Annotated in this window: 10 protein-coding genes; 7 read left to right on the top strand and 3 right to left on the bottom strand. The window is 70.0% G+C overall.

The features are described from left to right. Nucleotides 1-4 precede the first annotated feature (4 nt). Nucleotides 5-2,182 (bottom strand): type VI secretion system Vgr family protein, encoded by a 2,178-nt coding sequence (locus tag WMF29_RS44175; protein WP_437326042.1) that lies wholly within the window; start codon nucleotides 2,180-2,182, stop codon nucleotides 5-7. Between the two features lie 208 nt (nucleotides 2,183-2,390). Between WMF29_RS44175 and WMF29_RS44170 the strand changes: the two genes are divergently transcribed. The 7 genes from WMF29_RS44170 (at nucleotide 2,391) to ycaC (ending at nucleotide 11,583) form a co-directional block, all read left to right on the top strand. Continuing rightward, entirely contained in the window at nucleotides 2,391-3,863 is a 1,473-nt protein-coding gene (locus WMF29_RS44170; RefSeq protein ID WP_437326041.1) for a hypothetical protein, read from the top strand. A 284-nt stretch (nucleotides 3,864-4,147) separates the two neighbouring features. Next, the gene (locus tag WMF29_RS44165; protein WP_437326040.1) at nucleotides 4,148-5,119 is read left to right on the top strand and encodes a hypothetical protein; all 972 of its coding nucleotides are present in this window, start codon (nucleotides 4,148-4,150) and stop codon (nucleotides 5,117-5,119) included. After that, nucleotides 5,095-6,096, top strand: a complete 1,002-nt coding sequence (locus WMF29_RS44160) for a glycosyltransferase family protein (RefSeq protein ID WP_437326039.1) — start codon at nucleotides 5,095-5,097, stop codon at nucleotides 6,094-6,096. The genes WMF29_RS44165 and WMF29_RS44160 overlap by 25 nt, the downstream gene beginning before the upstream one ends. Before the next feature lie 204 nt (nucleotides 6,097-6,300). After that, a complete protein-coding gene (locus WMF29_RS44155) occupies nucleotides 6,301-8,733 on the top strand; it encodes a glycosyltransferase (RefSeq protein ID WP_437326038.1) in 2,433 nt (810 codons plus the stop codon). A gap of 211 nt (nucleotides 8,734-8,944) precedes the next feature. Beyond that, on the top strand, nucleotides 8,945-9,865 hold the full coding sequence (locus WMF29_RS44150; protein ID WP_437326037.1) for a LysR family transcriptional regulator: 921 nt from the start codon (nucleotides 8,945-8,947) through the stop codon (nucleotides 9,863-9,865). Nucleotides 9,866-9,963: 98 nt separating this feature from the next. Next, nucleotides 9,964-10,890 carry a pirin family protein gene (locus WMF29_RS44145; RefSeq protein ID WP_437331235.1) on the top strand — a complete coding sequence of 309 codons (927 nt, stop codon included), beginning with the start codon at nucleotides 9,964-9,966 and terminating at the stop codon, nucleotides 10,888-10,890. A 69-nt stretch (nucleotides 10,891-10,959) separates the two neighbouring features. After that, nucleotides 10,960-11,583 (top strand): isochorismate family cysteine hydrolase YcaC, encoded by a 624-nt coding sequence (gene ycaC / locus WMF29_RS44140; RefSeq protein ID WP_437296142.1) that lies wholly within the window; start codon nucleotides 10,960-10,962, stop codon nucleotides 11,581-11,583. A gap of 167 nt (nucleotides 11,584-11,750) precedes the next feature. Here ycaC and WMF29_RS44135 read toward each other — a convergent pair whose 3' ends face one another. Together WMF29_RS44135 and WMF29_RS44130 are read right to left on the bottom strand one after the other, a co-directional pair. Further along, nucleotides 11,751-14,819, bottom strand: coding sequence for a VWA domain-containing protein (locus WMF29_RS44135; protein WP_437326036.1), 3,069 nt, complete (start codon nucleotides 14,817-14,819; stop codon nucleotides 11,751-11,753). A gap of 64 nt (nucleotides 14,820-14,883) precedes the next feature. Next, nucleotides 14,884-16,476 carry an IPT/TIG domain-containing protein gene (locus tag WMF29_RS44130; RefSeq protein ID WP_437326035.1) on the bottom strand — a complete coding sequence of 531 codons (1,593 nt, stop codon included), beginning with the start codon at nucleotides 16,474-16,476 and terminating at the stop codon, nucleotides 14,884-14,886. Nucleotides 16,477-16,483: the final 7 nt, after the last annotated feature.

Here is a 16,483-nt window from a genome sequence, read left to right as displayed (position 1 = left end):
CCGCTCAGTTGATGTCGACCCCGCTCCCCGAGAGCTTGATGTTCGAGCCCGCCTTGACGCTCACGTCACCGTCGCTCTTCACCTCGACCTTGGCGCCCTCCACCTTGACGGTGCCCGAGCCCTTCACGGTGATGTCCGACCCCTCGACGGTGATCTTGCCGGAGCTGTCGACGATGATCTTGCCGCTCCCGCACTCCAGCGTGAACTTCTCGCCGACCTTGACGGTCTTCTTCCCGCCGACGGACTCGGTCGCGTCCACGTCGATGTTCCGGGTCTCGGTGCCGCCGACCGACAGCGAGTCGTCGGCGCCGACGGTGGTGTTGCGCTTCGAGCCGATCTCCAGCGTCGCGCGATCACCCACCTTGACGGTCTCCTCGCCGCCCACCGAGAGCTCGCGCTTGCCGCCCACCGACTCGATGTCGTCCTTCCCGACATCGGTCTTCCGGCCCTGCCCGATCTTCAGGCTCGCGTCCTCGCCGATGTCCACGCTCTCGCTCTCGACGACGCCGAGCGTGCGGTTCGCGCCGATCTTCTCGTTGTGATCCTCGCCGACCTCCGTGGTCTTGAAGGCGCCGATCGACTCCCACTGGCTGTTGTCGATGCGCTTCTTCCGGTCGTGGCCAACGGTCAGGCGCTCGTCGTGGCCGACGGACTGGGTCTTGTCGTTCTCGACCTCGATGTTCCAGTCCTTCTGCGCGTGCAGGTAGATCTCCTCCGCGCCTTTCCTGTCCTCGAACCTGAGCTCGTTCGAGCCGCCGCCGCCCGGCGATGTGTCCGACTTGATGGTGCTCTTCGTCTTCTCGGCCGGCAGCGCGTAGGGCGGCACGTTCGCGCCGTGGTAGACGCGCCCGACGATCAGCGGGCGATCCGGGTCGCCCTCGAGGAAGTCGATGACGACCTCGTGGCCGATGCGCGGGATGTACATCGAGCCCCACGCGGCGCCCGCCCAGATCTGGCTCACGCGCATCCAGCACGAGCTGTGCTCGTTGCGGCGCCCCTTCCGGTCCCAGTGGAACTGCACCTTCACCCGGCCATAGATGTCCGTGTGGATCTCCTCGCCCGCCGGGCCCACGACGATCGCCGTCTGGATGCCGCGGGGGGTCGGCTTGGGCGTCTGCACGGGCGTGCGGTAGGGCACGTCGTCCGGGATGCACTGGAATCGATTGGAGTACCCGACGACGGTATCCTGCGACTCCCCCCCGACGGCCCGCGAGCCGAAATGGTCGACGCGCGTGATCAGGTATCCGCGGTTGAAGCTCTCGCGGCCGTGGTCCTCGAGCGTGAAGGTGGCCCCGGGCATGAACCGGAGCACGCTCCCCTGCCCCTCCGCGGTGCGGCGCACGAGCTGGAGCTGCTCGAGCCGGAGCTTCGCGAGCTGGGCGCCCTCCTCGGGCAGATCGTGCTCGGTCGCATACACGTACACCTCGAGGTCGGTGTCGCGGTCGGCCTCCGCCTCCCCCTCCAGGCTCAGGCTGGGCTTCTGGAAGTTGTAGTCGCGGACGGTGACCTTGCCGGGCCGGACCTCCTCGGCCATCGAGAAGCGGGAGACGGCCTCCTGCGAGGTGAGCGCCCCGCCGGCGGCCCGGTACGGCACGACGCTCGATCCGTCGATGGGCTCGTGGACGAACGGCGCGTCGCCGAAGACGAGCACGTGGTTGTCGGCCTTGTGCTCGAAGAAGCAGAACATGCCTGTCTCTTCCATCAGCCGGCTGATGAACGCCCAGTCCGTCTCGGCGTACTGCACGCTGTACTCCCGCCGATCGTGGGTCATCGCCGTCGAGATGCGGAAATCGTCGGAGGACAGGCCCGCCGCGCGGAGCACCTTGTCGATGATCTCCGGCGCCGTCGCCTCCTGGAAGATCCGGTAGTCGTGCCGGTGCTGCAGGCGCCACGCCCGCGGGACGACCGTCGCCAGGTACGTGGTGACCGAGCGCCCCTCCTCGTGCTGCTCGAAGCGCGCGACGATGCCGTGGATGTACCGAGTCGACGCGTCGTTCCGGATGGTGAGCAGGCACGTTTGCCCGACCAGCCCGTCGAACGCCAGCGCGGCGTCCGTCGACGCGAGCGTCACGCGGAAGTGGAACAGCCGCGATATGCCCTCGTGCCCCTCGATCCGCGCGACGCGCCACGGATCGGTCGCGCCTTCCACAGCGAAATCAAACTCGATCGCACCGTCAGCCATCGGTCGCCTCGCCCTCGCCCGTCCGGGAGCCCGAGCCGTCGAGCCTACCATCGCTCGTCGGCCGGGTGGGCACATTCACGCGCGTCGACGCTGTCGACATGCCGTCGACATGCCGGCGCGCTGCTTGACGAACGGTTGACGCACGGCGAGGGCGGGCCTAGTCAGATCGGGCGCCGGGGGAACAGCGGACAGCGGATCGCGCGGATTCATGGGCAACGTCTGGCAGGTCGTCGATGCGTACGGAGACGTCGGCTTCGTCCGCGCAGCCGGCGCGGTCCTGCCCCAGGGCGCGGAGCCGATCGAGCCTCACCTGGCCGCCCTCGAGGTGCCCGCGTGGTTCCCTTCGGAGGAGCCGGACCGCGAGCGCGTCGATCTCCTGAGCGAGCTGTGCGCCGCGGGCGCCGGCATCGTGTCGCTCGACGCGGCGCGCGAGCTCGACCTGCTCCGCGAGCGCGTCGCCGAGCTGCTCCGGACGGGGTGCATCCTCGCCTTCCGCGGCCCGCCGCCGCGCGCCTCGGAGGCGCGCAGGCCGCTCGAGGTGCCGCCGCCGGTGCAGCCGTCGCCGAAGGCGCCCGACATCGTCCATGCGCTGGTCGGCGTGATCCAGGTCGACTTCGCGGCGAACCACGCGGTGGAGCGGGACTCTCTCGGGAACTTCGCCTCCCCCGAGTGGCTGAGCACCCGGCAGGCAACGGATCAGTCGCCGGTCTGCTACGTCCGCGGCGCGCGTGTCCCGCTCGCCGTGGTGCTGCGCGTGCTCCGGCCGCCCACCGGGACCGAGTCCGTGCAGCTGCGCGGCCGCGCCATGGCCGGCGGCGCCACGCTCGAGTGGACGTGCACGGTCAGCGTCTCGCCCGGGTCGGTCGACGTCTCCACGCCCACGATGACGAGCAGCGCGCCGCTGCCGGACGTCGTCGCCTGCTACGATCCGCTGACGATCGCGTGGGAGGCGAACGCCGCCGGCACCGGCTGGGTCGGCGCCGGCACGACGACGCACCTCGTGTACGCGGTGCTCGGCGCGCCGGCCGGCACGGTTCACTGGACGCTCGTGGACATCTCGTGCCGCGCGGCCCAGGGCGAGACGACCGAGGGGCGCGTCGTGTCCCAGAGCTTCGCGCCCTTCGCCACGCGGGCGCTCACGCGCAAGCGCGACGGCGTTGGCCTCACGTACTGGAACCCGAACACGACCACCTGCACGAACACCCGCCTGCTCCTCGCGAGCGCCGACGGCAGCGGGCAGTGCGGCTCGTGGGCCGAGTTCTTCATCGACATGCTCAAGGTCCACGGCATCACCAGCGCCGACAAGGTGGTGGTCGTCGTCACGGTGGCGGCGTGGACCTCGGGATCTCAAGGGTTCCTCGTGAAGAACTGGCAGTGGAACGCGGCGACGCAGCCCGCCCCGTGGACCCACCGCATGTGGACCGACGTGGTCAACCTGCCGGGGATCCCCGGCCAGCGGAACCCCGAGCCCCCGCCCGCGTTCTTCAACCATTTCATCGTCGTGCACGGCGGACAGCTCTACGACCCCTCGTATGGCGGCGGGCCGTTCGCCGACGCGGCCACGTGGGAGACCGGCGCGATCGACGGGCTGTTCGCGGCCGCGCTCGCCGGCTACCCGAAATCGTCGAACCCGCAGGCCCTCGTGCAGCTGTGGAACATGCGCACGAACGCCCGCATCTAGAGCACCGACCAGCTTGGAAACCAGGGGAATGAACCGCCAAGGCGCCGAGGACGCCAAGAAGACAATAAAATCTTGGCGTCCTCGGCGCCTTGGCGGTTCAATTTCTTGCTGTTCTCATGCGGCTTCAACCCGTCTGTCGCGCTAGCGCAGCGCGGAGGTCGACCGGCATGCCCTCGCCTCGCTCGACCAACACCCCCTGGAGGCCGCGGCGCGGGCCTCCCGCGCCCGCGCTCCTCGTCTGTCTCGCCGCCGCCGCGTGCCGCCCCGCCCCCGGATCTGCGCCCATGAACGAAACGCCCCCTCCGCCCCTCGCGCTCTCTCCCGCCGCGCTGCCCGACGCCCCGCTCGCGGACACCTTGCGCCTCGTCGCGCTCGACGGGGCGCCCGTGCTGCTCGCGTCGTCGACGCACAGCGCGGCCCCGCCGCACCGCACGGACATCTGGGCCTTGCCGCTCGCGGGCCGCGGTCCGTCGGGCGCCGTCGCCACGATCCCGCAGCTCTTGCCCGCGCTGCCCCGCTGGGACGCCGCGGCGGCGGACGGCGGCGCGCTGTCGTTCGTGGTGGAGGTCGCGGGCGGCGCGGTGAACGCGCTCGTCCGGCTCGACGGCGCCTCCGGTCTCCGCACCTCGCTCACGGCGCACCGGCCGTTCGCGAGCTTCAGCGGGCCTCGGTTCGTGCGCGGCGCGGCCGCCGGCTCGCTCCCCGCGCCCTCCCCCGGCGCTTCGGGCGCCGTGTCCGCCGTTGTCGACAACGCGACGGCGGTCGTGCTGGAGCCCGCGGCGGCCGGCGGTGCCTCGACGGAGCGCCCGCTCGGCGAGTGCATCGACGTCGTGGTCCTCGCCGGGTCGCCGGGCCCCACCGCGGTGTGCAAGCGCGTCGCCCCCGGCGCCTCGCGCGGCGGCGCGCTGCCCGGCACGGTGCGCGTCTCGGCCCGCGATGCGGCGTACGGCCCTGCCGGCGCCGAGGACGCGCCGTTCGGCGACCGCCGCGTCTTCGAGCTCGACGCCGACCGCGCGGGCGGCGGGCTCGTGATCGTCGCGACCTCCGCCGCCCACCTGCTCGTCGCGCACCGGCCGGCCCCGGGCGCCGCGTTCCGCGTGCTCCCCGTGGACGCCGGCGGCGCCGATCCAGCGACCTTCTCCGCGCCGTGCGTGCTGGTCACGGATCGCACCGTGACGCTCGCGGTGCTCTCGAAGGCGCGCACGCCCGACGCGCGCGCGCTCGTGGTCACGTGGCCGCTGGACCCGCCGCCCTGACGGGCGCTGCCGTCGTGGCCCCCTCGCCCATGCGCCGCCGCATCCTGTACATCGGCAATTTCGGCCCGTCGTTCTCGACAGAGAACCACGTCGGCGAGAGCCTGCGAGAGCTCGGCGTCGAGGTCGTCCAGGCCCAGGAGAACGCCTTCACCCTGCAGGAGCTCGACGGCATGGCGCGCGACGTCGATCTGCTGCTCTACACCCGCACCTGGGGCCTGCGCGGCGACGCGCTGCGCTGGATCACGCAGCTGCCCATCCCGACGGCCTCGTACCACCTCGACCTGTACGCCGGCCTCTCGCGCGGCCGCGATCTCCGGCTCGACCCGTTCTGGCGCACGCAGCACGTGTTCACGCCCGACGGCGGGAGCGAGGCGTTCTTCCGGGCGCAGGGGATACGCCACCATTACCTGAAGCCCGGCGTGTACGGCGCCGAGTGTTATCTCGCGGACGTCGACCCCGGCGTCGCGGCCGACGTCTGCTTCGTGGGCTCGTACGATTATCATCCGGAGTGGCCTTATCGGAGGCGCCTCGTGGATTTCCTGTCGGAGACGTACGGCCGCCGCTTCGTGAAGCACGGCTCGCCGGAGAGCTGCGTGCGCGGCGACGCCCTCAACCGCCTGTACGCCTCGGCGAAGGTCGTCGTGGGCGACAGCCTGTGTGTCGGCTTCGATCACCCGCATTACTGGTCCGATCGCATCTACGAGACGCTCGGCCGGGGAGGCTTCATGATCCACCCCTACATCTTCGGCCTGGAGGAGGAGTTCCGGGATCGCGAGCACGTGGTCTTCTATCCGTTCGGCGATTTCGCGGCCTTGCGGCGCCTCATCGACTATTACGTGAAGCACGACGACGAGCGCGAGGCGATCCGGCGCGCCGGTCACGCGCGCGTCAAAACGAGCTTCACGTATGTGCACCGCATGCGCCAGATGCTCGGCATCCTCGGCGAGCACCACGCGGGGCTGAGGGGCTGGGTGTGACCACGGCCTTGTGGAGGACGCTCGCGGCGCCGCGGCTGGATCGGGCTGAGATGCGGATCATGACAAATCCCTTCATTTGACAGAGAATTGAACAGGGAGGCGGGGAGACGGGGAGATTGATGGGATTTTATTCCCCCTCTCTCCTTCTCCCCGCCTCCCCGCCTCCCTGTGAATCTTCCCGAAAAATTCGACGGGATGCTTCCGATGCAGATCCACATCGTCACCAACATCGACAACGGCAAGGGGCTCGAGCGCGACTACCGCCTTCTCGGCAGCCTCCTGGAGAGCTGGGGTCACCGGGTCACCGGCGTTCACTTCCAGCGTTCCGAACGCGTGGGGGGCGCCGATCTCGTCATCTTCCTCGAGGTCTACGAGCCGCGCCTCGCCGAGGGCGCGCCGCGCCGCTGGCTGATCCCGAACGCCGAGTGGTGGCGGCCGGAGGCCCGGTCCGCGCTCGACGATTTCGAGCTCGTCCTGTGCAAGACCCGGGACGCGCTGTCGCATTTCGCCCCGCTCACGCCGCGGGCCCGCCACCTCGGCTTCTTCTCGGAGGACCGCTGGGACCCGGCCGTGCCTCGGGCGCGGCGCTTCCTGCACGTCCCTGGCGGCTCCGACGCGAAGGGCACGGACTCGGTGCTTCTGGCCTGGGAGCGCCACCGCATCCCGTATCCGCTGACGGTCGTGTCCTCGCTCGGCTGGCCGCTCAGGCCGCGAAACGTCGAGTTCGCGGGGCGCGTCGACGAGCGGCGGCTTCGCTTCTACCAGAACGCGTCTCGATTCCACCTCTGTCCGTCTCGTTACGAGGGCTGGGGCCACGCGCTCCACGAGGGCCTGTCGGTCGGCGCCGCGGTCCTCGTGCCCGACACCGAGGCGATGAGCGAGACCGACGGCTGCGCGCTGCGCATGCCGGCCGCGCCGCACGGCGCGCAGGGCCTTGTGCGCACGCACGCGGTGGCTCCGGAGGACGTGCGCGATGCGGTCGAGCGCTGCATGGCGTTCACGGAGGCGGATCTCCGGCGCATCCAGGAAGCGGCGCGGGACGCGTACCTGAGCGAGCGCGAGCGGTGCCTCGCCAGCTTGTGGGAGGTGCTCGGCGAGCGGCCGGCGCTGAGGGCCGGCCCTGCGGCGGGAGCGGGCGACAGAGGCGCGTCCGCGGGCGATGCGGCCGTCGGATGCGGCGCCGCGCGCGACGCGGCCGGCTCTGCGCGCGGCGCGGCCGGCTCTGCGGCCGGCGCGCCCGGCTCCGCTGCAGAGGCTCACGCGAGGAGCGCCGCTCCCCCGCGCATCGCCCTCGTGATCCCGTGCCAACCCTCGACCGCGCCCCTCCTGCGGCGCGCCGTGGCCGCGCTGCGCGCGCAGACCGCCGCCCCGTCGTCCTTCGAGGTCGTGGTGGTGTGCGACGGCGGCGATCCAGGCGGCGCGATCCGCGCCGCGGCGGAGCCGGGCTCTCACCCCTTCCGGGTCGAGATCGTCGACAGCCCGCGCCCGCGGGGGCAGTTCCCGCACTGCAGCCATGCCAGGAACGCGGGCGTTCGCGCCGCCCGCGCGCCCTTGATCTGGTTCCTGGACGCCGATGTCCTGCTCTCGCCCGAGGCGGTCGAGCACGCGCTCTCGGAGCACGACGCGGCGCTCGCGCGCGGCGTGCCGGCCGTGCTCACGCCGGCGCTGGCCCGCGTCGCATTGCCGCCGGCCGCGTGGATCGAGCGCTCGGCCGCGTGGGCGGCCTCGGGCGCCGTCGAGGGGCTCGCTCCGCTCCTCTCGGGCACGCCGCTCGACGACGGCGCGCCCGGCGCCCAGGGGGATCGGCTCCGCCCCGGCACCCCGGGCTCCGAGCCGCTCTCCGATGTGCGCGACGGGATGCCCATCGTCTGGCGAGGCCTGGTCGATGCGCTCGGCGGCTTCGACGAGTGGTTCATCGGCGGTGGCGCCGAGAAGGGAGCCTTCGTCGATCTGCTGGAGGGCGTGCGGCGCGCGGACCTCATCGACATACGCCTGCTCACGAGCGTGCGCGCCCTGCGCCAGCCGCAAAAGCCCGTATCCGAGGCGTTCCACGTCCACGTCCATCGAGGGCGAGACGAGCGCGACCGCCGCGCCCGGGAGATCGCCCATGGCGCGCGGTGGTGGCGGGCGCGGCTCGCCGCGATCCGGGCGGCGCTGCCCCCGGCCGTCATGGCTGCTGCCCCGGACGCGCCGGCGGCGGAGCGCCTGCCGGACTGCTCGCCCGACGCGGTCGAGGCGCGCGCGCGGCTCGTCCGCGGCGTGAGGGCGGTCGCCGCCCCCGCCTTGCGCGGGCTCTACGGCGGCGTCGTCGTGGTCGGCGAGGCGGCCGAGCTCCTCGCGCGCGACGTGGCGCAGGTGTGCGGCCTCGCGGCCCGCGTGGCGACCGTCGCCGGGCTCTCCGCGCTGCCGGCGAACCGCGCCTGCGGGGTCATCCTCAGCGGTGTCCTCGCCGGCGCGACGGAGGACGAGAGGGCGCGCGTGCTGGACCAGGCCCGCCGCATCGTGAAGGCGACGGGGCCGCTCCTCATCGCGGAGATCGCGGGCGGCTCGGTGGAGCTCGGCGCAGGGGCGGCGGGCCGCGATGCGGCGCTGACGGCCGCCGAGGTGCGGGTGCGCGTCGAGCGCGTCGGTGTGTGAGCCTCCTGGCGCTGCTCTTCCTCGGTTGCAGCTCGGGCGTTGCAGCTCGGGACTCGATCTGACACCGCTGCGTCGCTGGCCGGAGCCCCGGCGCGCTCGAGCGCGTGCGTGGTTGCGCCCGAACCAGCGGGGCGCGACTTTGCGCAGGCGGATCGAAAGAGGTCGCGATCGCTTGGAACAATCCGCGCATTTTGCGTAGATTGTACCATCCATGGATCCTCGCCTACCCAACGTCGCTCTCGACGAAATCGTCCTCTTCACGAGGGTTGTTCAGGGAGGCAGCTTCACGGCGGCGGCGACCGCCGTCGGGATGCCGAAGTCGACCGTGAGCCGGAAGATCTCCGATCTCGAGTCGCGCGTCGGCGCGCGGCTGCTCCAGCGGACCACGCGAACCTTGAGCCTCACGGACGTCGGTCGCGTCTACTACGAGCACTGCGTTCGCATCGTCGCCGCGCTCGAGGAGGCAGAGCTCGCGGTCTCGCAGCTCCAGTCGACGCCCCGGGGGCTCTTGCGGGTGACGGCCCCGCTCGCGTTCTCCGTTCTCGGACCGATCTTCGCCGAATACCTGCGTCTTTTCCCAGATGTCCAGGTCGACCTGGTTTGCACCGATCGCAGGGTCGACGTCGTCGAGGAGCGCTTCGACCTCGCGCTGCGGGCCGGCACCACGCCGGACACGAGCCTCGTCGCCCGGCGTCTCGGAGCCGTGCGGCGCCGTCTGGTCGCTGCGCCCGAGGTCAAAAGGGCGCTTGGCGAGCCGAACGACATTGCCGAGCTCGCGGACCACCCGTGCATCGTGTTCGCACCGGAGGGAAGCTCCTGGGAGCTCAGGTCGGGGCCCAGGATCGCCGAGATCACGGTTCACCCGCGGCTCGTCGTCAACGACTACGAGATGCTTCGCTCGGTCGCTCGCGCGGGTTTCGGCGTAGCGCTCTTGCCGGAGTACCTGTGCGCGGAAGACCTCGCCGCGGGGCGGCTCGTGCCGGTGCTCGCGTCCTGGTCGGCGCCCGAAGTGCCCGTGTTCGCGCTCTATCCGAGCACACGGCACCTCTCGCCGAAGGTGGTAGCGTTCCTCGACCTGCTCCGCCAGCGCCTCGTGTTATCCGCCACGCCGAGCGTGGCCGCCGGCATGTGACAGGACTGTTCCAAAAATTGGAACAGTTCTTCCCACTGTTGCGTATTGTTCTACGAACTCGGCATGTCTATTCCTCCTCGTGTCAGGAGAACGCAGCCATGACCACCACGAATACGATGCAGACGCGGACGAGCGCCACCCGAGCAGCGCGGACCGAGCTCCGAAAGATCGAGGGGATCTACCGGGCTCCAGGCCTGCACTGGGTGGGCAACGGCTTCCGGGTCGCGGGGTTCTTTTCGGCGATTCCGGAGGCTGCGCGAAAGCTGAACCCGTTTCTGTTGCTGGATTATCACCCGACGTACGAGTACTCGCCGACGGCGAGGCCGCGGGGCGTCGGCGTGCATCCCCACCGAGGCTTCGAGACGGTCACGCTCGCCTGGCAAGGGAGCGTCGCGCACCACGACAGCGCGGGCGGCGGCGGCGTGATCGGTCCGGGCGACGTGCAATGGATGACGGCGGCGTCCGGAATCCTTCACAAGGAGGTTCACGAAGAGAGCTACGCGCGCCGCGGCGGCCCGTTCCAGATGGCGCAGCTATGGGTGAATCTGCCGAAGGCGCACAAGATGTCGCCGCCTCGGTATCAAAGCATCACCGGCGATCGGATGGGCATCGTGGCTCTCCCCGAGAATGCGGGCTCCGTGCGGGTCATCGCAGGAGAATACCAAGGCGAGAAGGGCCCCGCGCAGACGTTCACGAAGATCGATGTCTTCGACGTCCGCCTGAACGCGCGAGGCAGGGTCGAGTTCACCTTCCCGGCGCGCCATAACCTGGGCCTGCTCGTCATGAAAGGCGACATCGCGATCAACGGAACGCATGCCGCGGCGCACGACCTCGCGGTGCTCGAGAACGCCGGCGAGCGCTTGTTCATCGAAGCCGAATCGGAGGCCCACCTGCTCGTCCTGAGCGGCGAGCCGATCGACGAGCCCATCGTCCAGTACGGCCCGTTCGTCATGAACAGCGCGCAAGAAATCCAGCAGGCGTTCGCCGACTTCGCGAGCGGCAAGTTCGGCCATCTGGACGATTGAACGACTTGCATGCTCGGGCGTCGAGCCACACAGACGCATCACCCACGACGATAGAAGAGGAGACAGCCCATGACCAAGCCGTACGTTCGACTCGACAAGAACAACGCCGCCGTGTTGCTGGTCGATCATCAGGCGGGACTTTTGTCGCTCGTGCGCGACATCCAGCCGGACACGTTCAAGAACAACGTGCTCGCGCTCTCCGATCTCGCGAAGTACTTCAAGCTGCCGACGATCCTCACGACCAGCTTCGAGTCCGGCCCCAACGGCCCGCTCATGCCGGAGCTGAAAGAGCAGTTCCCGGACGCGCCGTACATCGCGCGCCCCGGCAACATCAACGCGTGGGACAACGAGGACTTCGTCAAAGCCGTCAAGGCCACGGGCAAACAGCAGCTCATCATCGCGGGCGTCGTGACCGAAGTCTGCGTGGCCTTTCCCGCGCTGTCGGCGATCGAGGAGGGTTTTCAGGTCTTCGTCGTCACGGACGCGTCCGGGACGTTCAACGAGATCACCCGGCACTCCGCCTGGGATCGCATGTCCCAAGCCGGCGCGCAGCTCATGACGTGGTTCGGCGTCGCCTGCGAGCTGCACCGCGATTGGCGCAACGACATCGAGGGATTGGCGACGCTGTTCTCGAACCACATCCCCGACTATCGCAACCTCATCACCAGCTACAACGCGCTGACGAAGAAGTGACGGCGGCGGTGGCTCGCCGCCGTCTCGCCCGCCGGGAATGAATCGAGGGATCAGCCGAGCCGCTTCGGCGCCTTCAGGCTGTCCAGCCCGAGGCGCGGGCACGAGCTTCGTGCCAGCGGAGCTCGGGCCCTGCGCGGTGATGCTGGAGGAGGGTTGAAGATTCGACCTCAGCGGAAGCCGATGCCGCGGAGGCTCACGCCCGGGCTCGCGCTGGGCAATCGATCGCGCCCCCGCGTCTTGCCGCTCGTGTCAACGACGCGGACCGCGCTCACCCCGTTGGGCGCCACCCGGACGAGGCTGAAGGTGCGCGTGACGCCGGGCGAGTCGCCGAGCGGGATCCACTTCTGGCGAAGGGCCTTGAGCACACCGGCCTTGACCGCCGAGAACAGATCGATCGGCGAGCGCGCCGCCGCGGGCAACACCTCGACGCGATAGGATTGCAGGACCTCCTCGGGCTGGACGAACACCGTCACCGCGCGGGCCGGGCCCGCCATCGCTGGCGCCGCGACCGCGAGTTCGCCGTACGCGCCGAGCGACACGAACACATCCCGCGGCTTCGGCGTGGGATCGCCGAGCACCGCGTCACCGTCGGTGTGTCGATTGGCGCCGGGGGCGGCCTCGGCGCCGAGGCGCAGCTTGCTCACCTGGTCGGCGAAGACAAGGTCGTTGAGGACAAGGAGCTGGAAGCCGTGGAGGAGCGAGACGCCGAGCACCTCGATGTCCACGTGCGGCGGGCTCTTGATCGGGTACTGGATCTGCACGACGTAGCTGCCGTCGATGTCGGGGTGCATCCGGAGCTGGCCCACCTTGCCGCCCCACGCCCTGACGACGATCCGGTCGTCGAACGAGGGATCGATCAGGATCACGTTGCCAAAGCGGTCCTGAGGCCAGAACCGGATATTCACGTTCATATCACCGTCGACGATCGAGTAATCGAAGTCGATCGGCGACGACGCGCGATCGGGGACGGGGGAGACGCCCACCTCCAGACGCCGCTCGCGGCGGTACGGGTTGCCCGCGGGGTCGTCGCCCCTGGCGATCGCGTACGCGGCATAGGTGCCTTGGATCTTGGTGTCCGGGATGGTCGCCCTGTACACCTGGTCGGTCGGGTCGTACACCATCGGCACCTTCTGCTTCACCGTGGCGTCGTTGAATACGAGCCCCATTTCCCGGAGCGCCCAGAGCTTCACGAACATCGCCGTGAAGTCCTTCTCCCGCCGCTCCCGGATCTCCGACGCCGCCTTCTTCATCAGGTCGGCCGGAACGTGGTTGCGAGCGATCCAGTTGAGGATCGAGTCGACGGGCGACTCGAGCACCACCACCACCGCCGCGTCGTCGATGGGGAGCCCGTCGATCGCGAGCCTCCCTCGGACGTCGATGGAATCCCCCGTGACATGCGCGCCGGGCGTCGTCGTGAGCGCGAAGCCGAGCCCCGAGTCGGTGAGGACTTGATACGCATACCGGAAGGGCACCTTGTCGTCGCTCATGCCGCGGCGGACCACGATCCGCCAGGTGCCATGACGAGGCTTGGCCGGATCTTTGGTGTTGAGGAGGCCGTCCTCGTCGAGGAAATACGAGATGTAGAGCTCGCTCCGGACCCTGCGCACGCCGTCCGGCTGCGCCTGGACCGTGATCACCTCGCCGAGCGGGGAGATGAGCTCGACCTCGACGCGTTTGTCCGGGCGGAGCCAGTGGACGGTGACGGACACCTTCCGGTCGTGCGCGGTCACCTCGAACGGGTGAACCGACTGCGGCTTGGCGTTCGTGAGCTCGCCCTCGGGGTCGATGATGGAGCCGAGCGCCAGGCCCTCTTTGATCGCGACGTTGAACTGGCCGATGAGCCCGGTGCCGAGGTCGTTCGGACCCGCGTCGAGGAAGACGGGAGCCGCCGCGGCGCCCTGGCCGGCCTGGGCGATGCGCTGGAGGCGGCCGTGATCGACCTCGCCCTCATCGCCGTACGCCACGGTGATCGCGCGGACCTTCTTCTCGTCCACGTAGTAACTCGCCTGCTCCGACGGGGCATTGCCCTGGTTGTGATACCCGTCGGACATGAGCACCAGCCAGCGGTGGTTGTGAGCGACATCGACCTCGGCGCCGCTGAACAGCCCATGGCTGTTGGGCACGCCGGGAGAGCCGGCGGCCTGGTCGACGCCTTCGCCCATCGGCGTGCCGCCCGAGGGCGTCACCCCGTTGATGGCCGCGATCGCCGAGCTGGGGTTGGCAGGGATCTTGGTCCTGGGGACGAGCACCCCCGGAGGACCGCCGGTGATCTTGGGGAAGAGCACGACCGCGAACTGGCCCTGGGTGCTCGCGAAGTGGGACAACGTATGAAGGAAGTTCCCGGACGCCTGCGCGAGCTGATACCAGCGAGACTGGTCGGGGTTCGTCGCCGTGGTGCCGTTCGGCCTCCAGCTCATGCTGCCCGAGGCGTCGAGCAGCAGGACCACCTCGATGGATCCGGTGCTCGCCGTGAAATCGACCACCGCGTCGTGGCCGGGCGTCGGGTCGTCGTGCGCGAGGGTGAAGGCGCCGGGGTGAGCGCCGGCCTCGGGCGGCGACTTGAACGTGAAGGTGAAGACGCCCGAGGCGCCGGGCGCGATGGGGCTCGTCTTGGTCTTGAGCGTGTAATCCCCCTGCGTCGTCATGACCAGCGTGCTGACCGTGAGCTCCTTCGTCCCCCAGTTGTCGACGGTGGCCGAGACGTCGTACGACTGCCCGGTGAGGAGGTCCTTCATGAGCGCCGTGCCCACGTCCACCGGAGCGTCCGGCGCATGGATCCACGGTTGCTGCGACTCGTTCACGTCATCGGCCACGACCCACGTGTACCTCTGACTGGGCGGCGCGGCGGCCACGGCCCGCGTGAAGGTGAGGTTCCAGGTCGTCCCAGGGAGATCGTTGGTCGCGCCCGAAGGGTAGAAGTCGATCCGAAAGACGTTGGCGACGCCCGTGGACAGGTACTCGACGCTCGCGATCTCGGCCCCTCCCGCGGTGACCACGCTCTGGAGACCACCATCGAGGACGAGCGTCGTGGTCGCTCCCGTCCCCGCGCCGGTGACGACGCTGAGCCCGACCGTGGCCGTCGCGCCCCCGCCGATGACGACGAAGTGAACGAACATGGCAGAGATGCCGCTGTTGGGCGCCACGCCGCCGGCCGCGACAGCGCTGAAGCTTTGCGTCACCGTGGCGCCGGCCGCCACGGAGAGCGGCGCCGCGTTCGGATACACTTGATGAGCCATGAGTCCTCCCTTGGATAATCGGCGAGATGAGTATCGTGATCGACGAAGCCCCGACGCCAGCGCGTCAAACGGCCGGCAGGACGGTGAGCACCTCGGTGGAGGTGGCCGACCAGCCGGCGACCGTGACCGTGACCGTGACGCCCGCGCCGGTCGGGAGCCCCACAGGCACCCTGACCGAGATGGTCTGCTGACCGGCCCCGTCGGGCGCGGTGACCGTGATGTCCCCGGGTGCTGCCGAGACCGGCGTGGGTGCGTTGAACGTGACCGTGGGTTTGGGCGAGCCCGACCCGAAGTTTTGACCTTTGAGCGTCACGTTGCTGTTGATCCTCTGGCTGGTCGGCGAGATCTGGCTGCCCGCGCCCGTGAAGCCGTTGAAGAACGGCGCGCTCGCAGGCTGCACCTGCACCGTGTCCACCGTGGTGGCGAGCGACACCGGCGATCCGTCGGCGAGGATGGCCCCCTCGATCGCGAGCGTGACGTTGATGGCCGTGAGGTTGGGCACGACCGTATCGGGGATCCTGACCTGGATCTGGCTGTTGTTCTGGCCGAGGACGTCGCTCGGCTGCGCGACCACCGGCGCCGCCGCGTTGAACGTGATCTTGTTGACGAGCGAGAGGTTGAGTCCGTTGATGGTGATGGCGTTCCCGACGCGCTGCTGCTTGGGCGTGATCTGGGTCCCGGCCGCCGCGAAGGAGGGTGCGCTCAACGCGAGCACCGTGATGCTCTGCAGCGCGGTGGCCTCGCCGACGTCGTTGCGCACCTTGAGGGGCCACGTGCCAGGGCGGGTGCCGAGCGGCGGCCTCACGACGAGGCTCGTGTCCGTCGAGGCCGCCAGATCGACGATGGCCGGGGTGTCTCCCAGCAGCACCTGGGGGGTGCCCACCTGGAAATTACGCCCGGTGATGGTGATCGGGCTCGTCTGCGCGGGCCTCACGGTCTGCGGAGTGAAGCTGGTGATGAAGGGCCCGAGGAGGCGCTCCAGCGTCTGGATGCGCTGCTCGAGCAGCGCGAACGACATGTTCTTTCGCCGGAGGTCCTTGAGCATGGCCGCCGTGATGGCGGCCCCGCCCGCGGGCCGCGTGAGGAGCGCGAGCGGCGTATACGTGTGCCCGAACGGCGCCGCGGGCAGCGCGCCCGGCGGGCTGGTGGTCACGTCCACCCCCTCGGCCACGCGCACGACCCAGTTGGGCTTGCGCCGGACCGAGGTCCGCATCCCCACGTCGTCCGGGTTGTCGAGCTTGATCACCGGATCGGCCCCCACCTCGTCGGTGAACGTGTCCAGATAAATGGTGTCCGTCCTGGGCCCCGAGGTGCTCAGCGCGGGCACGCCGCCGGGCTGGGCCTTGTAGCGGATCGAGGCGCTGATGGACATCTCCATGCCGCCCGCCAGGAACACGCCCGCTCCCCCTGCGCTGATCATGAAGTCGTCCGCCGCCGCGGGGCTCACCGGGGCGATGTTGAACGTCGTCGCCGCGTCCGGCACGCCGTCGCCGATGTACCGGCCGACGACGCTCCGGAGGCGCGCCATGATGAGGTCGCCGAGGAGGTTCAGGTCGCGATCGAGGACGGGCACGCCCTGCTCGACGTGGAGGCCGACATACCCGTTGTCGATGTTGTCCTTGAGCACGTCGAGCGGCGATTTGGAGAAGTTACCCATGGCTTGA

The organism is Sorangium sp. So ce381 (assembly GCF_051473845.1).
GTDB lineage: Bacteria > Myxococcota_A > Polyangia > Polyangiales > Polyangiaceae > Sorangium > Sorangium atrum.
The sequence above is the reverse complement of the archived record's forward strand: the minus strand, read 5'-3'. Positions and strand labels throughout refer to the sequence as shown.

Coding starts and splice junctions, on each gene's coding strand:
- WMF29_RS44175 (WP_437326042.1), bottom strand. CDS start 2,182: ATGGCTGACGGTGCGATCGAGTTTGATTTCGCTGTGGAAGGCGCGACC.
- WMF29_RS44155 (WP_437326038.1), top strand. CDS start 6,301: ATGCAGATCCACATCGTCACCAACATCGACAACGGCAAGGGGCTCGAG.
- WMF29_RS44145 (WP_437331235.1), top strand. CDS start 9,964: ATGACCACCACGAATACGATGCAGACGCGGACGAGCGCCACCCGAGCA.
- WMF29_RS44150 (WP_437326037.1), top strand. CDS start 8,945: ATGGATCCTCGCCTACCCAACGTCGCTCTCGACGAAATCGTCCTCTTC.
- WMF29_RS44135 (WP_437326036.1), bottom strand. CDS start 14,819: ATGGCTCATCAAGTGTATCCGAACGCGGCGCCGCTCTCCGTGGCGGCC.
- WMF29_RS44170 (WP_437326041.1), top strand. CDS start 2,391: ATGGGCAACGTCTGGCAGGTCGTCGATGCGTACGGAGACGTCGGCTTC.
- WMF29_RS44165 (WP_437326040.1), top strand. CDS start 4,148: ATGAACGAAACGCCCCCTCCGCCCCTCGCGCTCTCTCCCGCCGCGCTG.
- WMF29_RS44130 (WP_437326035.1), bottom strand. CDS start 16,476: ATGGGTAACTTCTCCAAATCGCCGCTCGACGTGCTCAAGGACAACATC.
- ycaC (WP_437296142.1), top strand. CDS start 10,960: ATGACCAAGCCGTACGTTCGACTCGACAAGAACAACGCCGCCGTGTTG.